General features: G+C 67.3%; 18 protein-coding genes. 13 read left to right on the forward strand and 5 right to left on the reverse strand.

Annotated elements, in window-relative coordinates:
- Nucleotides 1-13 precede the first annotated feature (13 nt).
- The 3 genes from BM360_RS16215 to BM360_RS16225 are packed head-to-tail and all read right to left on the reverse strand — an operon-like array spanning nt 14 to nt 3,142.
- A complete protein-coding gene (locus BM360_RS16215; RefSeq protein WP_242653539.1) occupies nt 14-475 on the reverse strand; it encodes a nuclear transport factor 2 family protein in 462 nt (153 codons plus the stop codon).
- Entirely contained in the window at nt 472-2,124 is a 1,653-nt protein-coding gene (locus BM360_RS16220; RefSeq protein WP_093316176.1) for an FAD-dependent oxidoreductase, read from the reverse strand. The genes BM360_RS16215 and BM360_RS16220 overlap by 4 nt, the downstream gene beginning before the upstream one ends.
- A gap of 13 nt (nt 2,125-2,137) precedes the next feature.
- Entirely contained in the window at nt 2,138-3,142 is a 1,005-nt protein-coding gene (locus tag BM360_RS16225; protein WP_093316177.1) for an NADP-dependent oxidoreductase, read from the reverse strand.
- 187 nt (nt 3,143-3,329) lie between these two features.
- Here BM360_RS16225 and BM360_RS16230 point away from each other — a divergent pair, with 187 nt between their 5' ends.
- The 13 genes from BM360_RS16230 to BM360_RS16290 all read left to right on the forward strand — a co-directional run bounded on the left by BM360_RS16230 (nt 3,330) and on the right by BM360_RS16290 (nt 17,844).
- Nucleotides 3,330-5,840: a TonB-dependent receptor gene (locus tag BM360_RS16230; RefSeq protein ID WP_093316178.1), complete on the forward strand. Its 2,511-nt coding sequence runs from the start codon at nt 3,330-3,332 to the stop codon at nt 5,838-5,840.
- Nucleotides 5,840-6,643, forward strand: a complete 804-nt coding sequence (locus BM360_RS16235) for an SDR family oxidoreductase (RefSeq protein WP_093316179.1) — start codon at nt 5,840-5,842, stop codon at nt 6,641-6,643. The genes BM360_RS16230 and BM360_RS16235 overlap by 1 nt, the downstream gene beginning before the upstream one ends.
- Complete coding sequence (locus tag BM360_RS16240) at nt 6,640-8,262, forward strand: GMC family oxidoreductase (RefSeq protein WP_093316180.1); 1,623 nt, start codon at nt 6,640-6,642, stop codon at nt 8,260-8,262. Before BM360_RS16235 ends, BM360_RS16240 begins: the two co-directional genes overlap by 4 nt.
- Before the next feature lie 11 nt (nt 8,263-8,273).
- On the forward strand, nt 8,274-9,020 hold the full coding sequence (locus tag BM360_RS16245; RefSeq protein WP_093316181.1) for an SDR family NAD(P)-dependent oxidoreductase: 747 nt from the start codon (nt 8,274-8,276) through the stop codon (nt 9,018-9,020).
- A gap of 99 nt (nt 9,021-9,119) precedes the next feature.
- Entirely contained in the window at nt 9,120-10,523 is a 1,404-nt protein-coding gene (locus BM360_RS16250; protein ID WP_093316182.1) for an aromatic ring-hydroxylating oxygenase subunit alpha, read from the forward strand.
- Nucleotides 10,524-10,790: 267 nt separating this feature from the next.
- Nucleotides 10,791-13,133: a TonB-dependent receptor gene (locus BM360_RS16255; protein ID WP_093317362.1), complete on the forward strand. Its 2,343-nt coding sequence runs from the start codon at nt 10,791-10,793 to the stop codon at nt 13,131-13,133.
- An 8-nt stretch (nt 13,134-13,141) separates the two neighbouring features.
- A complete protein-coding gene (locus BM360_RS16260; protein ID WP_093316183.1) occupies nt 13,142-13,933 on the forward strand; it encodes an SDR family NAD(P)-dependent oxidoreductase in 792 nt (263 codons plus the stop codon).
- Complete coding sequence (locus BM360_RS16265; protein ID WP_093316184.1) at nt 13,930-14,499, forward strand: VOC family protein; 570 nt, start codon at nt 13,930-13,932, stop codon at nt 14,497-14,499. Before BM360_RS16260 ends, BM360_RS16265 begins: the two co-directional genes overlap by 4 nt.
- 103 nt (nt 14,500-14,602) lie before the next feature.
- Nucleotides 14,603-15,448, forward strand: coding sequence for a sugar phosphate isomerase/epimerase family protein (locus BM360_RS16270; RefSeq protein WP_093316185.1), 846 nt, complete (start codon nt 14,603-14,605; stop codon nt 15,446-15,448).
- Entirely contained in the window at nt 15,445-15,744 is a 300-nt protein-coding gene (locus tag BM360_RS16275) for a putative quinol monooxygenase (RefSeq protein ID WP_093316186.1), read from the forward strand. The genes BM360_RS16270 and BM360_RS16275 overlap by 4 nt, the downstream gene beginning before the upstream one ends.
- Before the next feature lie 25 nt (nt 15,745-15,769).
- Nucleotides 15,770-16,819, forward strand: coding sequence for an NADP-dependent oxidoreductase (locus BM360_RS16280; RefSeq protein WP_093316187.1), 1,050 nt, complete (start codon nt 15,770-15,772; stop codon nt 16,817-16,819).
- 220 nt (nt 16,820-17,039) lie between these two features.
- A complete protein-coding gene (locus BM360_RS16285) occupies nt 17,040-17,426 on the forward strand; it encodes a BPSL0067 family protein (protein ID WP_093316188.1) in 387 nt (128 codons plus the stop codon).
- Nucleotides 17,398-17,844, forward strand: coding sequence for an STY0301 family protein (locus BM360_RS16290; RefSeq protein WP_131819282.1), 447 nt, complete (start codon nt 17,398-17,400; stop codon nt 17,842-17,844). Before BM360_RS16285 ends, BM360_RS16290 begins: the two co-directional genes overlap by 29 nt.
- A 47-nt stretch (nt 17,845-17,891) precedes the next feature.
- On the opposite strand, the gene tssG is transcribed toward BM360_RS16290, so the two are convergent.
- Both tssG and tssF read right to left on the reverse strand, forming a co-directional pair.
- Nucleotides 17,892-18,935, reverse strand: a complete 1,044-nt coding sequence (gene tssG, locus BM360_RS16295) for a type VI secretion system baseplate subunit TssG (protein ID WP_165611329.1) — start codon at nt 18,933-18,935, stop codon at nt 17,892-17,894.
- Nucleotides 18,932-20,749, reverse strand: coding sequence for a type VI secretion system baseplate subunit TssF (tssF, locus tag BM360_RS16300; protein WP_093316191.1), 1,818 nt, complete (start codon nt 20,747-20,749; stop codon nt 18,932-18,934). The genes tssG and tssF overlap by 4 nt, the downstream gene beginning before the upstream one ends.
- Nucleotides 20,750-20,752: the final 3 nt, after the last annotated feature.

Here is a 20,752-nt window from a genome sequence, read left to right on the forward strand (position 1 = left end):
GCAAGCGAGCCGATCAGCCCAGTTCGATATGCAGCCGGCTGAGGCGCGAGGTGAGGATGCGCCAGCCGTCGGGATCGCGGCGGTAGGTTTCATGATAGTGGCCGCAGCCGTGCAGGAAAAGCGCGTCGTCCTGCCAGATCTGATCCTCCATCGCGATCACGCCGCGCGCCATGTCAGGCGAGAGCAGCTCGACCTCGTGGCCATGACCGTGATGGACGGTGCGGCGCGTGCCGATCGCCGCCTGCACGAAATCGACGATCGTGTCGCCGCCGCGATAAACCCAGTCGTTACTCTCGGCCGCCGCCTCCTCCCCGGCACCATCAAGGCTGAGCGAGGCGCGCGCATCGAACTCGCCATCCGCGCAAAAGATGGAGCGCAGGCCCGTCCAGTCCTTCATGTCCATGCACCGGAAGTAACGCATCTTGAGCTGGCGGATCTCCTCGATCGCAAGCAGGCGCTCCAGCGGATCGATCATGCCGTCACCGCCAGCGGGCTGTCCTGCTTTACGCGAGCCGCGGCGCCCTTGCCGGCGAGATAGCCGAACACCATCGCAGGCCCCAGCGTGCCGCCCGCGCCGCCATAGGTCATGCCCATGGGCGAGGCCATGGCATTGCCGGCGCAGTAAAGGCCCGGGATGATGCGCCCGTCCACGTCGAGCACGCGTGCCTGCCGATCCGTCTGCGGCCCGCCCTTGGTGCCGAGCGCGCCCGATTTGACCTCGATCGCATAATAGGGCCCCTCGCCGAGCGGCCCGAGCGTCGCGCGCGGGCTGCCGCGCCAGCGTGGATCGCCCCACCACAGATCGTTCGCCGCCTCCCCGCGCTGGAAATCGGGATCGCGGCCCTCCGCCGCATTGGCGTTGAACCGCGCCACGGACTGCTCGAGCCCATCGGGGTCGATCCCCACGCGCTCCGCCAAAGCACGCAGCGTGGGCGCGGACGGCACCCACTGCGGCGGGGTCGCACCCGCCTCGAACGTGTCGGTCAGGCCGCCGGTCAGGAACGGATACTCGCCGTAGAAACCGGCGTTGAAGATGAACCAGCAGGGCAGATTGGCATATTGGAACGCGCTGACATCCTGCTCGTGAAACGCTGCGCCGAACGCATTGTAGTTCGACGCCTCGTTGGTGAAGCGGCGCCCCTTGCGGTTGACCATCAGCCCGCCGGGCATCGTCCGCTCATAGGTGAAGAGCTGCTGGCCCATCGCGTTCAGATCGGTCGGCACCTCGATCACCGGCATCCACCACGCCTCGCGCATGTTGCCCAGCATCGCGCCCGCGCGCATCGCCATCTTCAGCCCGTCGCCGGTGTTGGTCCTGACGGATACCGGATGCGTCATCGGCCCGCGCGTGAAGGCGCGGACCAGCGCCTTGTCCCATTCGAACCCGCCCGTGGCGATCACGACGTTGGGTGCGCGTACCTCCTCGCCGTCCTCGAATCGCACGCCTGAAACTGATCCTCCATCCAGGATCAGCTCGGTCGCGCGGCGGCCAGTCTGCGGCTCGATGCCGCGGTCCAGACAGGCTTTCAGCAGGCGGCCGATCAGCGCCGCACCCATGCCCCGCGCATCCACCGCCCGCCGCGCAGCCTTGACCTCGGGGCTGGCCGGCTGGGGCACCGGCTGACCCAGCGTCGTCTCGCCGACGGTCATGGTGTGATCGGGATAGTAGGGCGAGGCCTCGACGCGGGAGGCCCAGTCGCCAAGCTCCTGATAAGGGAAAGGCGGACATTCCAGCGTGCGCCCGCCCTCACGCTTCGCCCCGGGGAACTCCGAGTGATAATCGGGAAAATCGGGGATCGAGTAGAATTGGACGGGCGTACGCTCTTCCAGGAAGCGCATCATCTCCGGCCCCGTATCGACATAGGTTTCTGCCAGCGCACGATCGATCATGCCGTGCGACAGCGCATCGAGATAGGTCAGCGCCGCCTCGCGGCTGTCAGTGCGGCCCTTGACCATCTTGTCGTGATTGGGGATCCAGATCTGCCCGCCGGACCAGGCGCTGGTGCCGCCGACCTTGTCCGATTTCTCGAACAGGCCGACGCGGGCGCCGCCCTCATGCGCGCTGACCGCCGCGGTCAGCGCCGCGGCACCAGTTCCCAGTACGATTACGTCATAGTCCGTCATCGTCTCTCTCCCGTCAGCGCACGCGCACCACCGTCTTGCCGATGTTCGTGCCCTCGAAGAGGCCGGCATAGGCGGTGAGCAGATTGTCCAGGCCGTCGGTGACGGCGAACGGCATGGTCAGCTGCCCCTTGTCCACCCACGTGCGCAGCCGGGCGGTCAGCTCCGGCCCACGATGCGCGAAGTCGGGCGAGAAGAAGCCGGTGATCTGGAGGCGGCGGGCCAGCACCTGATCGAACCGCGCCGGCCCCGGCTGCACCTCGGCATAATTGGCGACCAGCCCGCACAGGGCGATGCGGCCGTAATGCGCCATGTTGGGCAGCACCGCGTCGAGCAGCGCGCCGCCGACATTCTCGAAATAGACGTTCACGCCCCCGGGCGCAGCCGCTGCGACGGCAGCGGCAACGTCGGGCGTGCGGTGGTCGATCGCTGCGTCCAGCCCCAGGTCTTCGGTCAGGAAGACACACTTGCGCGCACCCCCGGCGATGCCGATAGCGCGGGCGCCGAGGATGCGCGCAATCTGCGCGGCAAGCATCCCTGTCGCGCCAGCGGCGGCGGAAACCAGCACCGTGTCGCCCGGCTGCGTGCGGCCGACCTCCTCGATGCCGACCAAGGCCGTCCAGCCGTTCATGCCGAGGGGCCCAAGGTGCAACAGCGGATCGGCGACGCTCTCATCCAGCTTCACCAGCCCGCTTGTCGCCGCGTCGACGCAGGAGATGTCCGCCCATTGACCGAAGGCACGGACGAGGTCGCCAGGCGCGAAACCGTCCGCCTGCGATGCGATCACGCGGCCCAGCACCTGCCCGGGCACGATGCTGCCGAGCGGAATCGGCGGCTGATAGCTGTCGGTGCGCGGTGTCATCCACATCCGCGTGCCGGCATCGAGCGACAGATAGTCAGCTGTGATGGTGACCTGGCCGGGGGCAGGCACCGGTTCGGGCAGATCGATCAGCGTCAGCGCGGAGGCGAAATCCTCACCCCTCGGATGGGCATCCAGACGCCATGCGCGGTTGCCGGTCATGCGGCACATATCCTCTCCGACAAGTAGCAGGCTGGATCGCCGCTGCGCGCCCGCCGGGCAACCTGCCAGCTTGGCTAGGTGACTGGCAGGCGCTTGCGCCGCATCTGGTCAAACGCTCGCAGGATGCGGGCTTGTACGCCGAAAAGCGGCGGCAGCGACCAACATGTTCTGGGGGAGACCTTTCGCGATGCTGTCTAACCGTCGTCTTCGCGTCGCGCACCTGCTGACCGGCGGAGCGCTTCTGGTGACTGCCGGCGTCGCCCAGGCGCAGAGCACGGATGCCGCCACGCCGCCCGCCGCACAGGCCGCGCCGCCCGCTCCCGAAACCGCTGCTGTCGCCGCCGAACAGGATGGCGGCGGCCTGCAGGACATCATCGTCACCGCGCGCAAGCGGCTGGAGAGCGTGCAGGACGTGCCCGTCTCCGTCACCGCAATCTCGGCCGCGACCGTGCGCCAGCAGGATCTTACCAGCCTGGAGAAGATCGCGGCGCGCACGCCCAATTTCTCGGTCGGCCGCGCTTCGAACGGATCGGGCGCGCAGCTGACGATGCGCGGAATCGGCTCCTCCTCCACCTCGATCGGCATCGAACAGTCGGTCGCGACCGTCGTGGACGGCGTCTATTACGGCCAGGGGCGGATCATCAACGAAGGCTTCTTCGATCTTGCCCGCATCGAGATCCTGAAAGGTCCGCAGGCGCTGTTCTTCGGCAAGAATGCGACGGCCGGAGTCATCTCGCTGACGACGGCCGATCCGACCGACCAGTTCGAGGTGCTGGCGACGGGACGCTACGAGATCAAGTCCGAGCAGGTGCAGGCCGAGTTGATCGGCTCCGGCCCGCTCACCGACACGCTGGGCGTGCGCGTCGCGGTGCGCGGCTCCAAGATGTTCGGCGGCTATTACCGCAACGAAGCGGTGCCGTTCAACTTCGTGACCACCGACATCGCCACCGGCCGCCAGACGACGCACGTCGCCGAACCCTCCCCGCGCGAGGCGCCGGGCGAGAAGGAGCTGCTCGGCCGCATCACGCTGAAGTGGGAGCCGACGAGCGACATCACCAACACGCTGAAGGCCTCCGGCTCGTACAACAAGGTCAACAATAACAGCTGGAATTACGTGGCGTTCAACTGCCCGACCGGCAGGAGCCAGCTGACCGGATATCAGTGCGGTGACGAGTTCGTCACGCACCAGAACAAGATCCCGGCCAGCATCGCGGCAAGCTTCCCCTTCGCCAAGGAGGATGGCTCCCTCTACAACCGCTACAAGTCTTGGGCTGTAACCAACAATCTGGTCTGGCAGCTGGAAGGCGTCACGCTGACCAACGTGACCAATTACAACTGGAACAACAATCGCTGGGCCTGCGCCTGCGACTTCCAGTCGGGCCCGGCCAGCAACTGGGCGACGGAGAACTCGACCTTCCACGCCTTCTCGAACGAGCTGCGCGCGCAGACCAACTTCGACGGCCCGATCAATCTCCTGGCCGGCGCGCTCTACCAGAAGACCAAGCGCAAGTTCAGCCAGTTCATCATCCTCGGCAACGTCGAGGACAGCCGCCAGAGCGCGGCCAACCGCTATGTCGGCACCAGCAAGACCTCGTTCACCGATGGCGAGACGATCGCCGGCTTCGGCCAGGTCGTGTGGAAGGTGGTGCCGACGATGGAGGTCGCCGGTGGCGTCCGCTACACGCACGAGACGAAGGACAGCTTCTTCACGCAGCCGTATAACAATGCCGCGCTGACGGCGATCTTCCGCCCGTCTAACTCGGCCGATGGCCTCGGCATCATCAATGCCGACCAGACGTTCGACGACTGGTCGCCCGAGGCGACGATCAGCTGGAAGCCGAACGGCGACATCCTGGTCTATGGCGCGTACAAGACCAACTACAAGTCGGGCGGCTTCTCCAACGGCGGCATCAACAGCGCCTTCTCGCCAAACCCGTTCGACGATCTGACCTTCGGACCGGAAAAGGCGCGAGGGTTCGAGGCCGGGATCAAGACGACCTTGCTGGACAACCAGCTGCGCTTCAACGTCGGCGCCTACACCTACAAATATTCCAACCTGCAGGTCGATTTCTTCAACTCGCCCATCTTCGCCTTCCAGACTCTGACGGCGGATGCACGGACCAAGGGCGTCGAGGTGGATTTCGAATATGCGCCGCGCGCGCTCGACGGGTTCAACCTGCACGGCTCGATCAACTATAACCGTGCGCGCTACACCAGCTTCCCCGTCGCTCCCTGCTATGCCGGCCAGACGCCGGCGGAAGGGTGCAACCTGGCGTTGGCCGCCACCGGCAACTTCACGCGACAGGATCTGGGCGGCGCGGCGCTCTCGGTCGCACCCGAGTGGACCGGCACGCTGGGGGCCAGCTACGACACGATCGTCGGCGACGGCTTCAAGATCGGCGGGTCGGTGGATGCGCGCTACAGCGACAGCTACATCGCGTCTGCCTTCGACCAGCCGGACTCGCGCCAGGGCAGCTACGTCAATCTCGACGCCTCGATCCGCTTCGGTGCGGAGGATGATCGCTGGCAACTGGCGGTGATCGGCAAGAACCTGACCAATCGCTTCTACGTGACGGGCGTGGTCGATGGCCCGTCCACCGGCGGCGGCACGGGCACGCCGGCCGGCCTGCACGCCGACCAGCTCGGCTTCGGCACGCTGCCGCGCACCGTGATGGTGCAGGTCTCGACCCGCTTCTGATGGGCCGGCTGGCGGGAAAGGCGGCGCTGGTCGTCGGCGCGGGTAATCGCGGCAACATGGCGCAGGAGATTGCCCGCCGCTTCGTGGCCGAGGGCGCGACTGTTGCGGTCGCCGGCCGCAAGATGGGCGAGTTGGAACGATTTGCCGGCGAGATGGGCGGCACCGCCCTGCCCTGCGACCTGACCGACCGGACGCAGGTGTTCGCGATGGCGGATGCGGCCAAGGCGGCGCTTGGCGGGATCGACATCGCGGTCAACGCCACCGGCTGGGGGCTGCTCAAAGGCTTCCTCGACCATGACGAGGCGGACGTGGACGCGATGACGGCGCTCCAGTTCAAGGGGCCTTTCTACTTTCTGCAGGCGATGGTCGGTGTCATGGCGACCGACCTCGGCGGGCGCGGCGGATCGATCATCCAGATCAGCAGCGCAACCGCCACCATCATGCTGAACGATCATGCCGCCTACATGGGCACCAAGGCCGGCACCGATCATGTCGTGCGCTGCGTTGCGAACGAGTTCGGATCGGTCGGCATCCGCGCCAACTCGATCTCGCCGGGGCTCACCGACACGCCGATGAATGCGGACGCCAAAGAGGTGCCCGGCCTGTTCGAGGCGTTCCGCGCCGGCTACCCGCTCGGGCGCTGGGGCACGTCCGAGGACATCGCTGCCGCGGCGGTGTTCCTCGCCTCGGACGAATGCTTCATGACCGGCGAGAACCTGCAGGTGAATGGCGGGCTGACGCTGCGGCGCAATCCAAGCCGCGAGGAGATCGCCGCCTCGGTCCAGAAGGCGACACAGGCATGAGCGACAGCTGGGACTACATCATCGTCGGCGCAGGCTCCGCCGGCTGCGTGCTGGCCGATCGACTGTCGGCAGACGGCAGCAAGCGCGTGCTGGTGCTGGAGGCCGGCGGGGACGATGCCAATCCGCTGATCCACATGCCCAAGGGCATGGCCAAGCTGGTGATGAACCCCAAGCACACCTGGTTCTTCCCCGTCGCCCAGCCACGCGTGGAGGGCGAGACGGCGAGCGAGGTGTGGGTGCGCGGCCTCGGCCTCGGCGGCTCCTCGTCGCTGAACGGCATGATTTACGTGCGCGGCCAGCCAGAGGATTATGCCGACTGGGAAGCGCGGGGCGCGACCGGCTGGGGCTGGGACCGGATGAAGGCCGCGTTCCGCGCCATCGAGGATCAGGAGCTGGGCGATGACGGCGTTCGCGGCAACGGCGGCCCGGTCCACATCAGCAAGGGGCATCACCGCTATCCGGTGAGCGAGGCGCTGCTGGAAGCGGGCGTGCAGATGGGCCTGCCGCGCCACACGGACGACCTTAACCGCGAGGACCAGGAGGGCGTCGGCTATTATTCGCACAACATCAAGCGCGGGCGGCGCCAGTCCGCCTCCGTCGTGTTCCTGCGCCCGGCGGCAAAGCGGAGCAACGTCCGCGTCGTGACGGACGCGCTGACCGACCGCGTGATCTTCGACGACGCGAAGCGTGCGGTGGCGGTGGAGGCGATCGTCGGCGGCGAGCGGAAACGCTTCGAGGTCCGTGGCGAGGTGATCCTGTCCGCCGGCGCGCTGATGTCGCCGGCGATCCTCCAGCGCTCGGGCATCGGGCCGGGCGAGGCGCTGGCGGAAGCGGGCATCGCGACTTTGGTCGACAGCCCCGACGTGGGCGGGCGCATGCGCGACCATCTCGGCTTCTCGATGCAATATCGGCTGAAGGGCGACCGCGGGCTTAACCACCGTTTCTACGGCGCGGGCCTGATCCGCAGCGTGCTGCGCTATTACCTGCGGCGCGACGGGCCGATGGCGACCGGGCCGTTCGAGGTCGGCGCCTTCGTCCGCACCAGCGAGTCGGTCGAGCGGCCGGACGCGCAGCTCTACCTCGGCGGCTTCACCTTCGCGCAGAGCGAGGACGACAATTTCCCCGTGCCGCTCGCCGATGTCGAACGCCGGCCGGGCATGACCTGCTACGGCCAGCTGCTCCGCCTGACCAGCGAGGGCAGCGTGACGGTGACTTCCGCCGATCCCAAGGCACTGCCCGAAATCCGCCCCAACTGGATGACGACCGCCGAGGACCGCAAATCGGCCATCGACATGATCCGCTACATGCGCCGCTACATGGCGCAGCCGGCGATCGCGCCTTATGTCGAGCGGGAAAACTTCCCCGGCGAGCAGCATCAAAGCGACGAGGCTCTGTGGGAAGTCTTCCGGCGGCTGTCGCTGTGCGGCACGCACGCGGTCGCCACCTGCCGGATGGGCAGCGACAATCGCGCCGTGCTCGATCCGGACTGCCGTGTGAACGGGGTGAGCGGGCTGCGCGTGGTCGACTGCGCGGCGATGCCCGCCCCCGTTTCGGGCAACACCAACGGGCCGGTCATGGCGCTCGCCTGGGCGGCGGCGGACCGCATGCTGGCGCATTGAGGAGTTTGGACATGGGCGGACGGGTCGAAGGCAAGGTTGCGCTGGTGACGGGCGCAGGATCGGAAGGCGGCCTCGGTGATGCGATCGCCCGCCGTCTCGTCGAGGAAGGCGCCACCGTCTGGTTGACCGACATTGACGAGGCGGGCGCGAGCGCGAGGGCGGCGGAGATCGGCGGCAGCGCACGCGGCCTGGGGCAGGATGTCACGTCGGAGGACGACTGGGCACGCGTGCTGGCGGAGACCGGGCCGCTCGACGTGCTCGTCAACAATGCGGGCATCGCGGTGCTGCGCATGATCGAGGAGCTGACGCCTGCCGATTACGCCCGGCAGATGGAGGTCAACATGACGAGCGCCTATCTCGGCATGCGCGCCGCCATCGCGAACATGCGCGCGCACGGCCGGGGCGGATCGATCATCAACATGTCGTCGGTCGCGGGCCTCGTCGGCATCGCCGGGGTCAGCGGCTATGCCGCGAGCAAGGCGGGGCTGCGGCTGTTCGGAAAGGCGATCGCGATGGAGACCGCCAAGCAGAAGATCCGCGTCAATTCCGTTCACCCCGGCATGATCATGACGGGCATGCAGAAGGTAGCGCTGCAGGACAATCCGGACCAATACCACCTGCTCACCGCCGGCATCCCGATGGGCTATATGGGCGAGCCGATCGAGATCGCGAACATGGTGCTGTTCCTCGCCTCCGAGGAGGCGCGCTACATCACGGGCGCCGAGTTCGTGGTGGATGGGGGCATGACCGCGCAGTAGCAGCGCGGGCTGGCAAAACCGCGAGGTTCCGCCGCGCCGTGCAGGCCCTATCTTGTGCAGGCGGCGGGCCCCGCACGAGAGAGAGCCCCAGGAGCGGATATGGCAGAGCGTGATCCCACCATCGCGGCCGCGGGCGCAGCGCGCTCGCCAGGAGCGACGTGGACGGACATCCTCGAGGTGGACGGGCGGCCCGTGCCGGCCTTCCTCAAGGAGGAGAGCTACCGCTATCTCGGGTCCGAGCCGATCGACGCCACCGTCTACACCAGCGCCGAACATCAGGCGCTGGAGAATGCCAGGATGTGGCCGAACGTGTGGCAGTTCGCCGCGCGTGACGAGGACATGCCCGAGCCCGGGGACTACATCGTCTACGAGAATGCCGGGCGGTCCTTCCTCGTCGTCCGGCAGGATGACGGCAGCGTGCGGGCGATGCACAATGTCTGCCTTCATCGCGGCCGCAAGCTGCGGCTGGAGGACGGCTCGGCCGATCGCTTCCAGTGCCCCTTCCATGGCTTCACCTGGAACAAGGACGGCAGCCTCGCCGATATTCCATGCCGGTGGGATTTTACCCATCTCACCGACGCGAAGATGCAGCTGCCGGAAGCCGAGGTCGCCCGCTGGCAGGGCTACATCTTCCTGAGGGAGAATCATGGCGGGCCATCGATCGAGGAGTTCCTTGCCCCGCTGCCCGAGTTCTTTGAGCGCTGGCGCCATGACCAGTGCACCACCGCCATCTGGGTGGGCAAGGAAGTCGCCGCCAACTGGAAGGTGACGATGGAGGCCTTCATGGAGGCCTGGCACACGATCGTCACGCATCCGCAGCTGCTGCCGTTCACCGGCGACGCGAATACCAGCTACAACATCTATGGCGACAATGTGAACGTCGCCTACACGCCGTTCGGCGTGATGAGCCCGCACATCGATCCTGAAGGCAAGGAACAGCAGTGGATCGTTGACGAGTTCATCAAGTATAACGGCCGCTCCGCGGACAATTACGCCGACAGCCCCTATGCGGTGACAGTGCCCGAGGGCATGTCTGCGCGGCGTGCCCTTGGCGAGGCGATGCGCAAGAACTTCGCCGAGACGTTCGGCCATGCCGACCTGCACGAACAGGCGACCGACGTCGAAGTGCTCGACGGGCTCGTCTACAACGTCTTTCCGAACTTCGCGCCCTGGGGCGGCTACATGCCCAATATCGTCTATCGCTGGCGGCCGGGCAGCGATCCCGATCATTGCCTGATGGAAGTGCGCATCCTCGTCCGCATTCCCGAGGATCAGCCGATCCCGCGCGGCGTGCCGATGAAGCTACTCGGACGTGACCAGAAGTGGACGGACGCACCGGAGCTGGGCGTGCTCGGCCACGTGTTCGAACAGGATATGGAAAACCTGCCCTACGTACAGGATGGATTGAAGGTGTCGAAGACGGGCGAGGTGCAGCTCGGCGACTATCAGGAGATCCGCATCCGCCAGTTCCACCAGACGATGCGCAAATATCTCGACGCCTGAGCCGAGACCGCCACGGCATCCCGATCCACGCCACCGCTCGCTTCGGTGCAGAAACGATGCTGTGTGCCGCATGGCGACAGCATCGTTTCTGCATGTTCCGCTGCGCCGAAGATCGTTCATCGCGAGAAGAAGCGGGCGTTGCGCGCTTGCAATAGGAACACCGCTGAAGTGCAGCGGCTCACCTTATGAGTAGGTGACGGGCCGGCCCCATCTAGCGTCTTAGCGAGGCAACCGGTCGATCAAGCGCCGGCTCTTCGGGAGGATATGATGGGGGTCTCGTACCGCGCGCTGGGATTGGCTCTGGCGGCGCTTGCCGCAGGGGGCACCGCGCACGCACAGGATGCGGCGAGCACGACCGGCACCGTCGGCCAGGCGGCGCTGCCGCCGACCGCCGCCGGCCCTGCCCCGTCTACCGAGATCGTGCAGCCGCCGCAGGCGGATAGCGGCCAGCTGAACGAGGTGATCGTCACCGCACGCCGCCGCAACGAGACCGTGCAGACCACGCCGCTGGCCGTCACCGCCATCGCGCCGTCGCAGCTGGAGGCGACCGTCTCGGTCAAGATTTCGGACCTGCAGGGCCAGGCGCCGAACGTGCTGATCACGACGCAATCGACCGGTGCCGCCACCGCCAACATCTCGATCCGCGGCATCGCCTTCGCCGACGTCGACAAGAGCTTCGATCCAGCAGTCGGCGTGAATGTCGACGGCGTCTACATCGGCACGTCCACTGGCCAGCTGCTCGACTTCTTCGACATCAGCTCGATCGAGATCCTGCGCGGGCCCCAGGGCACCTTGTTCGGCCGCAACACGATCGGCGGCGTGATCAACATCCGCCGCACGCGCCCGACGGGCGAGTTCGGCGGCAAGTTCGAGGCGAGCTATGGCAGCTTCAACTCGCTCGGCCTCCGCGGCGTGCTCAACGTGCCGCTCGTCAAGGATGTGCTCGCCGCCAAGTTCTTCGAGTTCCACCAGCAGGATAACGGCTTCTACCGCGATGCTGCAACGCGCGAGCGGCTGGGCAAGAGCAACAGCGAGAATTTCGGCGCGGCCTTCCTGCTCACCCCGTCGTCCGACTTCGATGCGTTGCTGACGCTGGAGCAGCAGAACCAGAAGTTCACGACCTTCAACGGCTCGCTGACCCAGCCGGGCGACGTCTTCTGCCTGGCCCAGCCGGCCGGCGCCTGCGGTCGCAACAATACGGACGACATCTACACCATCTTCAAGGGGCCGGACACGCCCGGCCGCTATCGTGCGCGCGCCGCCACGCTGGAGATGAACGCCGATGCCGGCGCGGTGAAGTTCGCGTCCGTTACCTCCTATCGCCAGAGCCGTGAGTTCCAGCAGGCGGATTACGGCACCACCGGCCTCTACTACAGCACCCGCCAGCAGCGCTACCGCCAGTTCAGCCAGGAGCTTCGCGCCAGCGGCAACCTGTTCGAAGGCTTCGACTATGTCGCCGGCCTTTACTACTTCAGCAGCCGCTATCGGCTGCGTCAGGATACTCAGGTGTTCGGTGCGGATGCCGGCACGCAGATCACCATTGGCCGCTCGCGCTCCACTGCCGCGTTTGTCGACGTGAACTGGGAATTCGCGCCCCGCCTCCGCCTGTCCGGCGGCGGCCGCTACACTCATGACCGCAAGCGGTACAACAGCCCGGAACTGCCGACGACCGGCCCGATCGCCGGCGTCGAGGGCAAGGAGAGCTGGAGCAAGTTCACGCCGAAGGCGGTGCTCGATTATCGTCCAAACGACAATCTGATGATTTACGGTTCCTGGTCGCGCGGCTACCGCTCGGGTGGCTTCAGCGGCCGCGGTCAGACGCCCTTCTCGGCCACGACGCCCTATGATCCGGAGACGGTGGACGCCTATGAGGTCGGCTTCAAGAGTGAGCTGTTCGACCGCAAGCTCGCCCTGAACGTCGCCGCCTTCTACACCGACTATAAGGACATCCAGCAGAGCTCGACGCTGACGACCGCAGGCGGTGTCGGCAACGAGACCATCGTCGTCAATGCAGCCGGCGCCAAGATCAAGGGCATCGAGGCGGATATCACCGCGCGGCCGGTGGACAATCTGACGATCCGCGCCTCGGTCGGCTATACTGACAGCAACTTCAAGGGCTTCGTCATCGACCAGCCGGTCGGCAACCAGGTCAACCCGGCGGCAAACGGCGTCCGTCGCTTCGATCTGTCGGCGGTGAATCTGATCTATGCGCCGAAGCTGACCAGCTCGATCAATGCGGAATACAAGATCCCTGTCGGCGACAACGACATCCGCCTGAATGCGGGCTACCGCTTCATCACGCGCTACGATCAGCAGGTGGCCGCCGATCCTGCCACACCTATTCCGGCGACCGGCACCATCGTCGTGCCGCGCAACGATCCGCGGGTGCGCTCGGATCGGCAGAACCTGCTGGATGCGAGCATCTCCTACATCCTGCAGGTCGGCTCGTCGGGTAAGGAGAAGGTGCGCCTCACCGCTTATGCGCGCAACATCCTCGACGATCGCGGCACCGCGACGGCGTTCACCGTCGCATCCTTCCCCGTGCTGTGGGGCTTTGCCGCCGCACGCGAGCCGCGGGTGATCGGCGGGCAGGTAGCGTTCGAGTTCTGAGCCGGCGCATGGCCGGGCTGCTCGACGGGAAGGTGGCGATCGTCACGGGCGCCGGGCGCGGCATCGGCCGTGCCATCGCTCTGGCCTACGGACGGGAGGGGGCGAAGGTCGTCGTCGCCTCCCGCACGCCTGCGACGGTGGCGACCGTCGCCTCGGAGATCGAGGCGGAGGGCGGAACGGCACTCGGCATTGCCTGCGATGTCAGCCACGCGGCCGAGATCAATGCGTGCATCGCCCGCGCCGTGGACACGTTCGGCGGGGTGCACATCCTCGTCAACAACGCGCAAGGCTTCGGCACGGCGGCCGACCCGCAGCCGTCCACCGTCTTCGTCGCCTGCGAGGACACGATCGACGCGGAGTGGGATTACACGCTGCGCACCGGCCCCACGGCCACGCTGCGCTTCATGAAGGCGGCCTTCCCCTTCATGAAGGCCGCCGGCTGGGGCCGGGTAATCAATTTCGCCTCATCCTCCGGCCAGATCGGGTTCGAGGGCAATACCAGCTACAACGCCGCCAAGGAGGCGATCCGCGCGATTAGCCGCACCGCAGCGCGCGAGTGGGGCCAGCACGGCATCACCGTCAACATCGTCAATCCCGCGCTGGAAACGCGCGCCTTCGATGCGTGGAAGGCCGCGCGGCCCGGCTTCGTCGAGGAGCTGACCGCCAGGATTCCCATGCGCCGGCTGGGCGAACCGGAGCGTGACGGGGCTCCGCTGGCCGTGTTCATTGCCAGCGACGGCGCTGGTTACATCACCGGGCAGACGTTCATGCTTGAAGGCGGGATGCACACATTGCCATGACAAAGGATCGATCGCTGTTCCAGCAGGCCTGGTTCGTCTCCAGCATCGACGCAGCGGCGAAGCGCTGGGCCGAGGCGTTCGGCGCCGGTCCCTTCTTCATGGTCCGTCATCACCGCACCGAGGAATTCAGCTATCGCGGCGCCGCGACGGAGGCGGCTGTATCGTATGCCTTCGGCTATCTCGGCGATACGATGATCCAGTTCATCGAACAGCATGACGACGCGCCGTCCATCTACCGCGACATGTATGGCCCGGGCGAGGAGGGCTTCCACCACGTCGCCTATCTCGTCTCTGACTTTGCCGCGGAGCGCGAGCGCTGGATTGCGCTCGGCTATCCGCTCGCGTGTGAGCTCTATGCCGACGGCGTCAATGCCGCGTATTTCGACACGCGGCCGCTGAACGGCGGCTTCACCGAGATCCATGGTGATCCGATGCACATCATGGGCCTGTTCGGCCTGTGGCACCGCGCGCACTTGGCGCGGGACGCCTCGACGCCTGCGACCATCGAACAGGGCGCCATCACAGATTATGCGCGCGCGCCGCTGCTGCCGCTGACGGACGCCTGAGGAGGCCGGGCACGGCTGGCGCCTACGGTTGATTGGCCGCCCTCTTCAATGTCGCAGTTCTCGGCGTCGGCTTGCCGCGCGACTAGCAGGATCAGGAGAGCCGATGCGCCGCGACCACCCCATCTCGATGGCTGCCGGCATAATGCCGGAGGCGACACCCGTGCAACTGGTCGAAGCCGCCGCGGCGGCAGGGTTCGACTATGGCGGCATGTGGATGGAGGCGGCGGACTGGACGTCCGCGACGACGCGCGCAGTTTCTCAAGCCCTGCGCGACACCGGATTGCGGCTGCTTGACATCGAAGTCGTCTGGCTGAGGCCGGGTCCACCCGATCCGAACCACGTGCGGCTGATCGAGGTCGGTGCGGAGCTGGGCGCCCGCAACGTGCTCGCCGTGTCGAGTGATCCCGATCGTTCGGCCACCATCGACAAGCTGGGCGCGCTGATGGAGCGCGGCCAGGCGATGGGGATTCGCATCAATCTCGAATTCGGCGCATGGAGCGCGGCGCGAACGATCCACGAGGCAATGGACCTGCTCCGCCAGATCGACTCGCCCGCTGCCGGCCTGTTGATCGACACGCTGCACTGGTCACGTTCGGGCGGCACGCTGGCCGATCTCGACGCGGTGCCGCCCCGCTGGCTCGGCTATGCGCAGCTGTGCGATGCGCCATTTGACGGCCCGTCGTCGACCGATCCGGCGGCCCTGCTCACCGAGGCGATCGACGATCGCCTGCCCACCGGCGGCGGCGGCCTGCCGCTGCGCGACTTCCTTGCCCATCTGCCCGCGGGCCTGCCGCTGGCGATCGAGGAGCGCTCCCGCCCCCTGCGCGAACGCTGGCCCGATCTGACCGATCGCGCGCGTGCCGTCGCCCGCACCACGCGCATGTTCCTCGACGGCCTCGCTGCGGATCACACCGCCCCTTCCTCTGACCCTCGGAGCAGCATCGCATGATCATCCTCGCCGGCCACATCCGCACCACGCCCGATCAGGTGGAGGGCCTCGCGCAGGCGTTGCGCAGCCTCGTTCCTGCGACGCTGGCAGAGGACGGCTGCCTTGCTTACGCCTTCGCCCTTGACGACCGCGAGGTCGGCACCGTGCTCGTCTATGAGCGCTGGCGCGATCAGGCTGCGCTCGACGCGCACCTCGCGCTGCCAGAGGTGCTCGGCATCCTGACCGACTGGGGCGACAAGGTGACGATCGACGTGCGCAAGTTCGACGCCGCAAACGAGCGTTCCCCGCTCGATTGAGCCGCTTCCCGTGACAGGATCCGCCATGATCAACCGCCGCATCGTCCTCTCCTCCCGTCCCACCGGCATCCCGGTCGCAGAGAATTTCCGCGTGGAGGAGCGCCCGGTTCCCGAGCTTGCCGATGGCGAGGTGCTGCTGGAAAACCGCGTTTTCGCGATCGATCCTGCCGTGCGCGGAATGCTCGACAACGTGAAAAGCTATCTGCCGCCCGTGCCGCTCGGCGGCCTGATCCCGACGATGGTGCTCGGTCGCGTCGCCAGATCCCGCCATCCCGGCTTCCGCGAAGGCGATTACGGACGCGCTTTCACCGGGTGGGAGACGCACTCGATCATCTCCCCCGGCAGCGTCGCGTTCGAGAATGTCGATGTGGCGCCCGATCTGCCGCTGACGCTTTACATGGGGGCGTGCGGCTGGTCGGGCATCACCGCTTATGTCGGCCTTAAGCGCTATGGAGAAATGCGCTCGGGTGACGAGGTGCTGGTCAGCGCCGCCGCCGGCGCGGTCGGCAGCGTTGCCGGGCAGATCGCCCGCCTGTCCGGCTGCCGCGTGATCGGCATCGTGGGCTCGCCCGACAAGGCGCGGATGGTGACCGGCAAGCTCCGGTTCGACGGCGCGATCGATTATCGCACCGCGCCGGATCTGGATGCGGAGATCGCACGCCACTTCCCGGATGGCATCGATCTTTACTTCGACAACGTCGGCGGCGCCACGCTGGATGCCGTCCTGCCGAAGATGAAGGCGTTCGGCCGCATCCCGGTCTGCGGCATGATCGCCAATTACAACCATCAGAGCGACCCCTACCCCTTGCGCAACATCTGGCAGGTGCTGGTCAACCGCATCACGATGCGCGGCTTCCTTGCGTACGAGGCGGCCGACATGTTGCATGAGGCGGAGAGCGCGTTGACCGGCGGGGTGCGGAGCGGCGAGCTGATCGCCACCGAAAACGTCTCGACCGGTCTGGAGAGCGCGCCCGCCGCCTTCATCCGGCTGATGTCGGGCCAGACGACCGGCAAGACGCTGGTACGCCTGGATGAGGACGTATCGACGCTGGAGAGCTGGCGCCTGACCCGCTGACAGGCCCGAAGCCGGGCGGCGGGCTGAACCCCTCTTGCTGCACGACGCGTCTGCGCCTGACCGGGGCGGAAATCCGGCCGGCTGCCTTGCGGCGGTCACGGAGGCGAAGCACGCTAAGCTTTAACGGCGACTGGGCGGCAGGGAAGCCGAGAGCATCGGGCCAGCGGCGCCGATGTTGGCTCAACTGCGTTACGGTTCGGACGATGGACGAGGAGCAAGCATGGCAGGCCCATATGTCTATGCGGAAGTCGAGGATCTGGAAGGCACCGACAAGGTCGGCGGCGGCCAGTGCGTGGCGCTGGTGCAGCATTACACCTCCGCCCCGCTCACCGCGAACTGGACGGAAGGGGCCGTGGTGAAGGGCCAGACCCTGCTCGCCAAGGGGACCGCCATCGCCACGTTCGTCGGTGGCAAATATCCCAACAAGGCCCATGGCAACCACGCCGCGCTCTACATCAGCCAGGATGCGACGGGCATCACCGTGATGGATCAGTGGACCAAGAAGGCGAATGTCAGTTCGCGAAAGCTGTTGTTCAAAGGCAAGGACAAGAATGGCAACTTCATCGATCCGAGCAACAATGCCGACGCTTTCTCGGTCATCCGCTAGGCGCGCGCTGCTGGGCGCGGTGCTGGCCGCGGCGGGTGCGACGGTCGCCTGCGCGGCACCGGGCACCGCCCCGGCCGTGGCGCCCTGCCCTGCCCGCATCGACACGCAGCAGAGCGCGGCGGCACCGGGCGGCTGGTCGGTCGATCGCACAGGTTCGACCAAGCCGCTGGCGGAGATCGGCTTCTTCGAAGGCGCCGTCACCGACAAGGTGCAGCTGGCGCCATCCTCCGAGGGGAAGGGCCCGCGTGGCGTGTCGACGTGGCGCTTCACGCCGCGTCAGCCCGTGCGCATCGCCTGCATCTATCGCGGCACCGACGTCGTGCTGAGCCGGCCGCTGCCGGCGGGCGTGCGGACATGCTCGATCACGGCGGACCCGCGGAGTCCGATCGTCAGGCCCGATGCGCTGAGTTGCCGTTGATCCGTCCGCTTGCGGGCATGGATGGAAAGACGGACGCAGCGGCACCTCTAGCCTGACGCGGCGCCCGCCTCCGCCCGGCGCGCGGGCAGCACCGTGTCGTCGCGGTTGCGCTCGGCAGGGCCGTGCAGCAGCCAGCTATTCTGGCCCAACCGCGTCGGCATGGCGGCATCGCTGACGCGGATTTGCGGCACGTCCTCCTTCTGCAGGACGAGCTGAATGTCGAAATCCATCGTCGCGCCGACGATCGCGCGGACCGCCTGGGCTAACCGCGCATGCGTGCCGCCATCCAGGAAGAAGGCGTCGAACTGCGCCGCATCGAGCGGCCCGACACGCAGGCGAAAGCGGCTTGCGACGTTGACGGCTGTTTCCCCCGCCACCGCGTCCACGCCAAGCCCCATATAGGCACCGCGGCCGAGATCGCCGGAGGGGATCCGCGTCTGATCGCCGGCGTCGATGCGGATGCGGTGCGGTTGCAGCTCAAGCACCTCAATCGGCAGGCCGAACAGCGTGGTCAGCACGCGGCGGACCGCCTCGGGCGAGCGCACGCGGCGGGCGAGCAGGCCGACAGCGCCGAGCAGGCGCGGATCGTCACCCGGGCCATCCCGTCCCGCAATCGCCGCCAGCGCGGCGGAGAAGGGATCGTCCAGCCGCCCGCCCGCATCCTCGAACGCCACGGGCAGCCGGTATTTGGCCCAGGCGCGATAGAACAGGCTGAGCGCGCGGTGATTGAACAGGTCGAGGAACTCGCCAAGCGCGGCATCGCGCGCACGATCGCGCGCGACGACCAGCTCGGTATAATGATCGGGCAGCACGCCCGACGGGCCGGTCAGGCCCATGAACGTCGCCTCCAGCGTGACACGGCCATTGTCCGGGCTGCGCTCAGCGGAAGCGATCTCCGCATCCGGGTGGCGCGACCCCTGCGCCGCGACTAAGCGCAGCACCTCCTCTTCCGGACGGCGATCGCCCCCTATTCCGGGGCCGGCGCCGTCGCGGCCAGCGGCAGCGATGATCCGGCGCACCGCCTCGAAGAACTCGGCCCGCAGCCCGTCCCGATCCTCTCCGCCGGCAAGATCGTTGTCGCGCTCCGTCATGCCAGCGTGCGCGTGCCCGTGCGGGCGGGCCATTGCTGCCACACCTCCCGCTCTCCCGACAGCGTCAGCCGCAGGCGGGTAAAAGCGTTGATCGCCGCCATGGAGGCGAACAGCCGATCGAGCAGCGCGCCCAGCAGGAAGGCGCCTGAGCCGGACAGCCGGCGATCATCGAACTCGGCGGTCGCGTCGATGCCGGTAATGAAGGCGATGTGGCCACCCGCGGGGGCGCGAGCATTGGCGGTGGTCGTCGTCAGCGCCTTCAGCCGCTCGCGCAGGATGCGGGTGGCGGTGGTCGGCTGATATTCGTGGAGGACCAGCAGCTCCTTGATCAGCGCCAGTGCCCGCGTCGGCTTGGCCACGCTCATCTGGCCGAGCGACAGGTGCGAGACGAGCCGCCACAGCGCGCCCGCGCCACGGCGCGGCCGAAGCGTCGGCGTGGGCGCGGAGATCAGCTGCGCCGATGCCGCAAGCGAGCCCGCTCCGGTCAGGGTCAGCTTCGGGCGGCCACCGCCGAACGGCAGCGCCGCGGCGAGGTTGCGATTGGTGCACAGCAGGTCGATCGAGGCGACATGATCGGCATCCGCCGCCACCCGGCCGGCGGTGTCGACCAGGGTCACGAACACGTCATCGCCGCCGGACGGCGCGGTCGCCGCACGGCGGGTCAAGTGCCAGTAGCGCAGGCCGTCCGTCTCGCGCGCGCGGCCGATGCCGAAAAAGGGACTGTAGGCCTGCTCCACCCCGGCGCGATCGGCGACGACGAGGGTCTCGACCGCATAGACCTCGGTCACGGCCTCACGGCGGGCATCGGGCACGATGCGATGCTCGAACCGGCCGGGCACCAGCCGCATCGGCTCCGCCGCTTGCGCGAAGAGATTGACCACCGGCGTCGCGAACAGACGGAAGTCGCCCGCCGACACCAGTCGCTCGAGCGCCGGATCGAAGCGATCGAGATAGAGGAACAGGTCCAGCGTGCGCCCGCCGTCGCGCAGCGTCTTTGCCGCCATGCCGGTCACGTCGAAGAACAGGAACTTGTCCGGGAAGCCGTGATATTCGCTGAGCAGCGCATGCGCCGGGTCGCTGGCCGCAGGCAGAGGCAACAGCACGTCCTCCGCCGCAAAGCCCACCGCACGGATCGCCTCGCGCCCGAGGATCACGGGGTCGGCATCAGCGGCGCTATCCGCCAACGCCACCGAGATCGTGCCACCGACGACCAGCTCATAGAGCATCTGCGACACGCGCGGCTCCGCGTGGATGTGGAAGCGCAGCGTGTCGAGCCCAAGCGTACCGAAGGTGGCGTCGGGCGACAGCGTGCGGAGCGACAGGCGGAGCACGCCTGTCGCGTTCGCCGCACGCGGATTGTGCGGCGCCTCCAGCGGCAGGCCGCCGACGCGTGCGGCGGTGAGTTCGATCGGCCACAGCTCGACGGGATAGCCGGTACGGAAGCGGACCGGCTCGCCATTCACCGGCTCGGTCAGCACCTCGGACCCGGCGGGCAGCACCGCGCTGCCATGGGCATTGGGCTGTGGCGCCAGCTGCATGATCGACATGGACGGGAATGGCCGCAGGTAGTGCGGATACAGGATGTCGAGCAGCGCGGTGGTCAGCTCGGGGAAATCGTCGTCCAGCTTCATGCGCGTGCGCGCATTCAGGAAGGCGAAGCCCTCCAGCAGGCGCAGCACATGCGGATCGTCGATCGTGTCGGCGGAGATGCGCAGCTGGCTGGCAACCTTGGGGTTCGCCGCGGCGAATTCATGCGCCATGCCGCGCATGAAGCGCAGCTCGCTGTTATAGTATGGCAGGATCTCGTCATACACGGC

Source organism: Sphingomonas jatrophae (assembly GCF_900113315.1).
GTDB classification, from domain to species: domain Bacteria; phylum Pseudomonadota; class Alphaproteobacteria; order Sphingomonadales; family Sphingomonadaceae; genus Sphingomonas_P; species Sphingomonas_P jatrophae.

Coding starts and splice junctions, on each gene's coding strand:
- tssG (WP_165611329.1), bottom strand. CDS start 18,935: ATGACGGAGCGCGACAACGATCTTGCCGGCGGAGAGGATCGGGACGGG.
- BM360_RS16225 (WP_093316177.1), bottom strand. CDS start 3,142: ATGACCGGCAACCGCGCATGGCGTCTGGATGCCCATCCGAGGGGTGAG.
- BM360_RS16270 (WP_093316185.1), top strand. CDS start 14,603: ATGCGCCGCGACCACCCCATCTCGATGGCTGCCGGCATAATGCCGGAG.
- BM360_RS16285 (WP_093316188.1), top strand. CDS start 17,040: ATGGCAGGCCCATATGTCTATGCGGAAGTCGAGGATCTGGAAGGCACC.
- BM360_RS16245 (WP_093316181.1), top strand. CDS start 8,274: ATGGGCGGACGGGTCGAAGGCAAGGTTGCGCTGGTGACGGGCGCAGGA.
- BM360_RS16220 (WP_093316176.1), bottom strand. CDS start 2,124: ATGACGGACTATGACGTAATCGTACTGGGAACTGGTGCCGCGGCGCTG.
- BM360_RS16265 (WP_093316184.1), top strand. CDS start 13,930: ATGACAAAGGATCGATCGCTGTTCCAGCAGGCCTGGTTCGTCTCCAGC.
- BM360_RS16215 (WP_242653539.1), bottom strand. CDS start 475: ATGATCGATCCGCTGGAGCGCCTGCTTGCGATCGAGGAGATCCGCCAG.
- BM360_RS16275 (WP_093316186.1), top strand. CDS start 15,445: ATGATCATCCTCGCCGGCCACATCCGCACCACGCCCGATCAGGTGGAG.
- BM360_RS16230 (WP_093316178.1), top strand. CDS start 3,330: ATGCTGTCTAACCGTCGTCTTCGCGTCGCGCACCTGCTGACCGGCGGA.
- BM360_RS16250 (WP_093316182.1), top strand. CDS start 9,120: ATGGCAGAGCGTGATCCCACCATCGCGGCCGCGGGCGCAGCGCGCTCG.
- BM360_RS16255 (WP_093317362.1), top strand. CDS start 10,791: ATGGGGGTCTCGTACCGCGCGCTGGGATTGGCTCTGGCGGCGCTTGCC.
- BM360_RS16235 (WP_093316179.1), top strand. CDS start 5,840: ATGGGCCGGCTGGCGGGAAAGGCGGCGCTGGTCGTCGGCGCGGGTAAT.
- BM360_RS16240 (WP_093316180.1), top strand. CDS start 6,640: ATGAGCGACAGCTGGGACTACATCATCGTCGGCGCAGGCTCCGCCGGC.
- BM360_RS16290 (WP_131819282.1), top strand. CDS start 17,398: ATGCCGACGCTTTCTCGGTCATCCGCTAGGCGCGCGCTGCTGGGCGCG.
- BM360_RS16260 (WP_093316183.1), top strand. CDS start 13,142: ATGGCCGGGCTGCTCGACGGGAAGGTGGCGATCGTCACGGGCGCCGGG.
- BM360_RS16280 (WP_093316187.1), top strand. CDS start 15,770: ATGATCAACCGCCGCATCGTCCTCTCCTCCCGTCCCACCGGCATCCCG.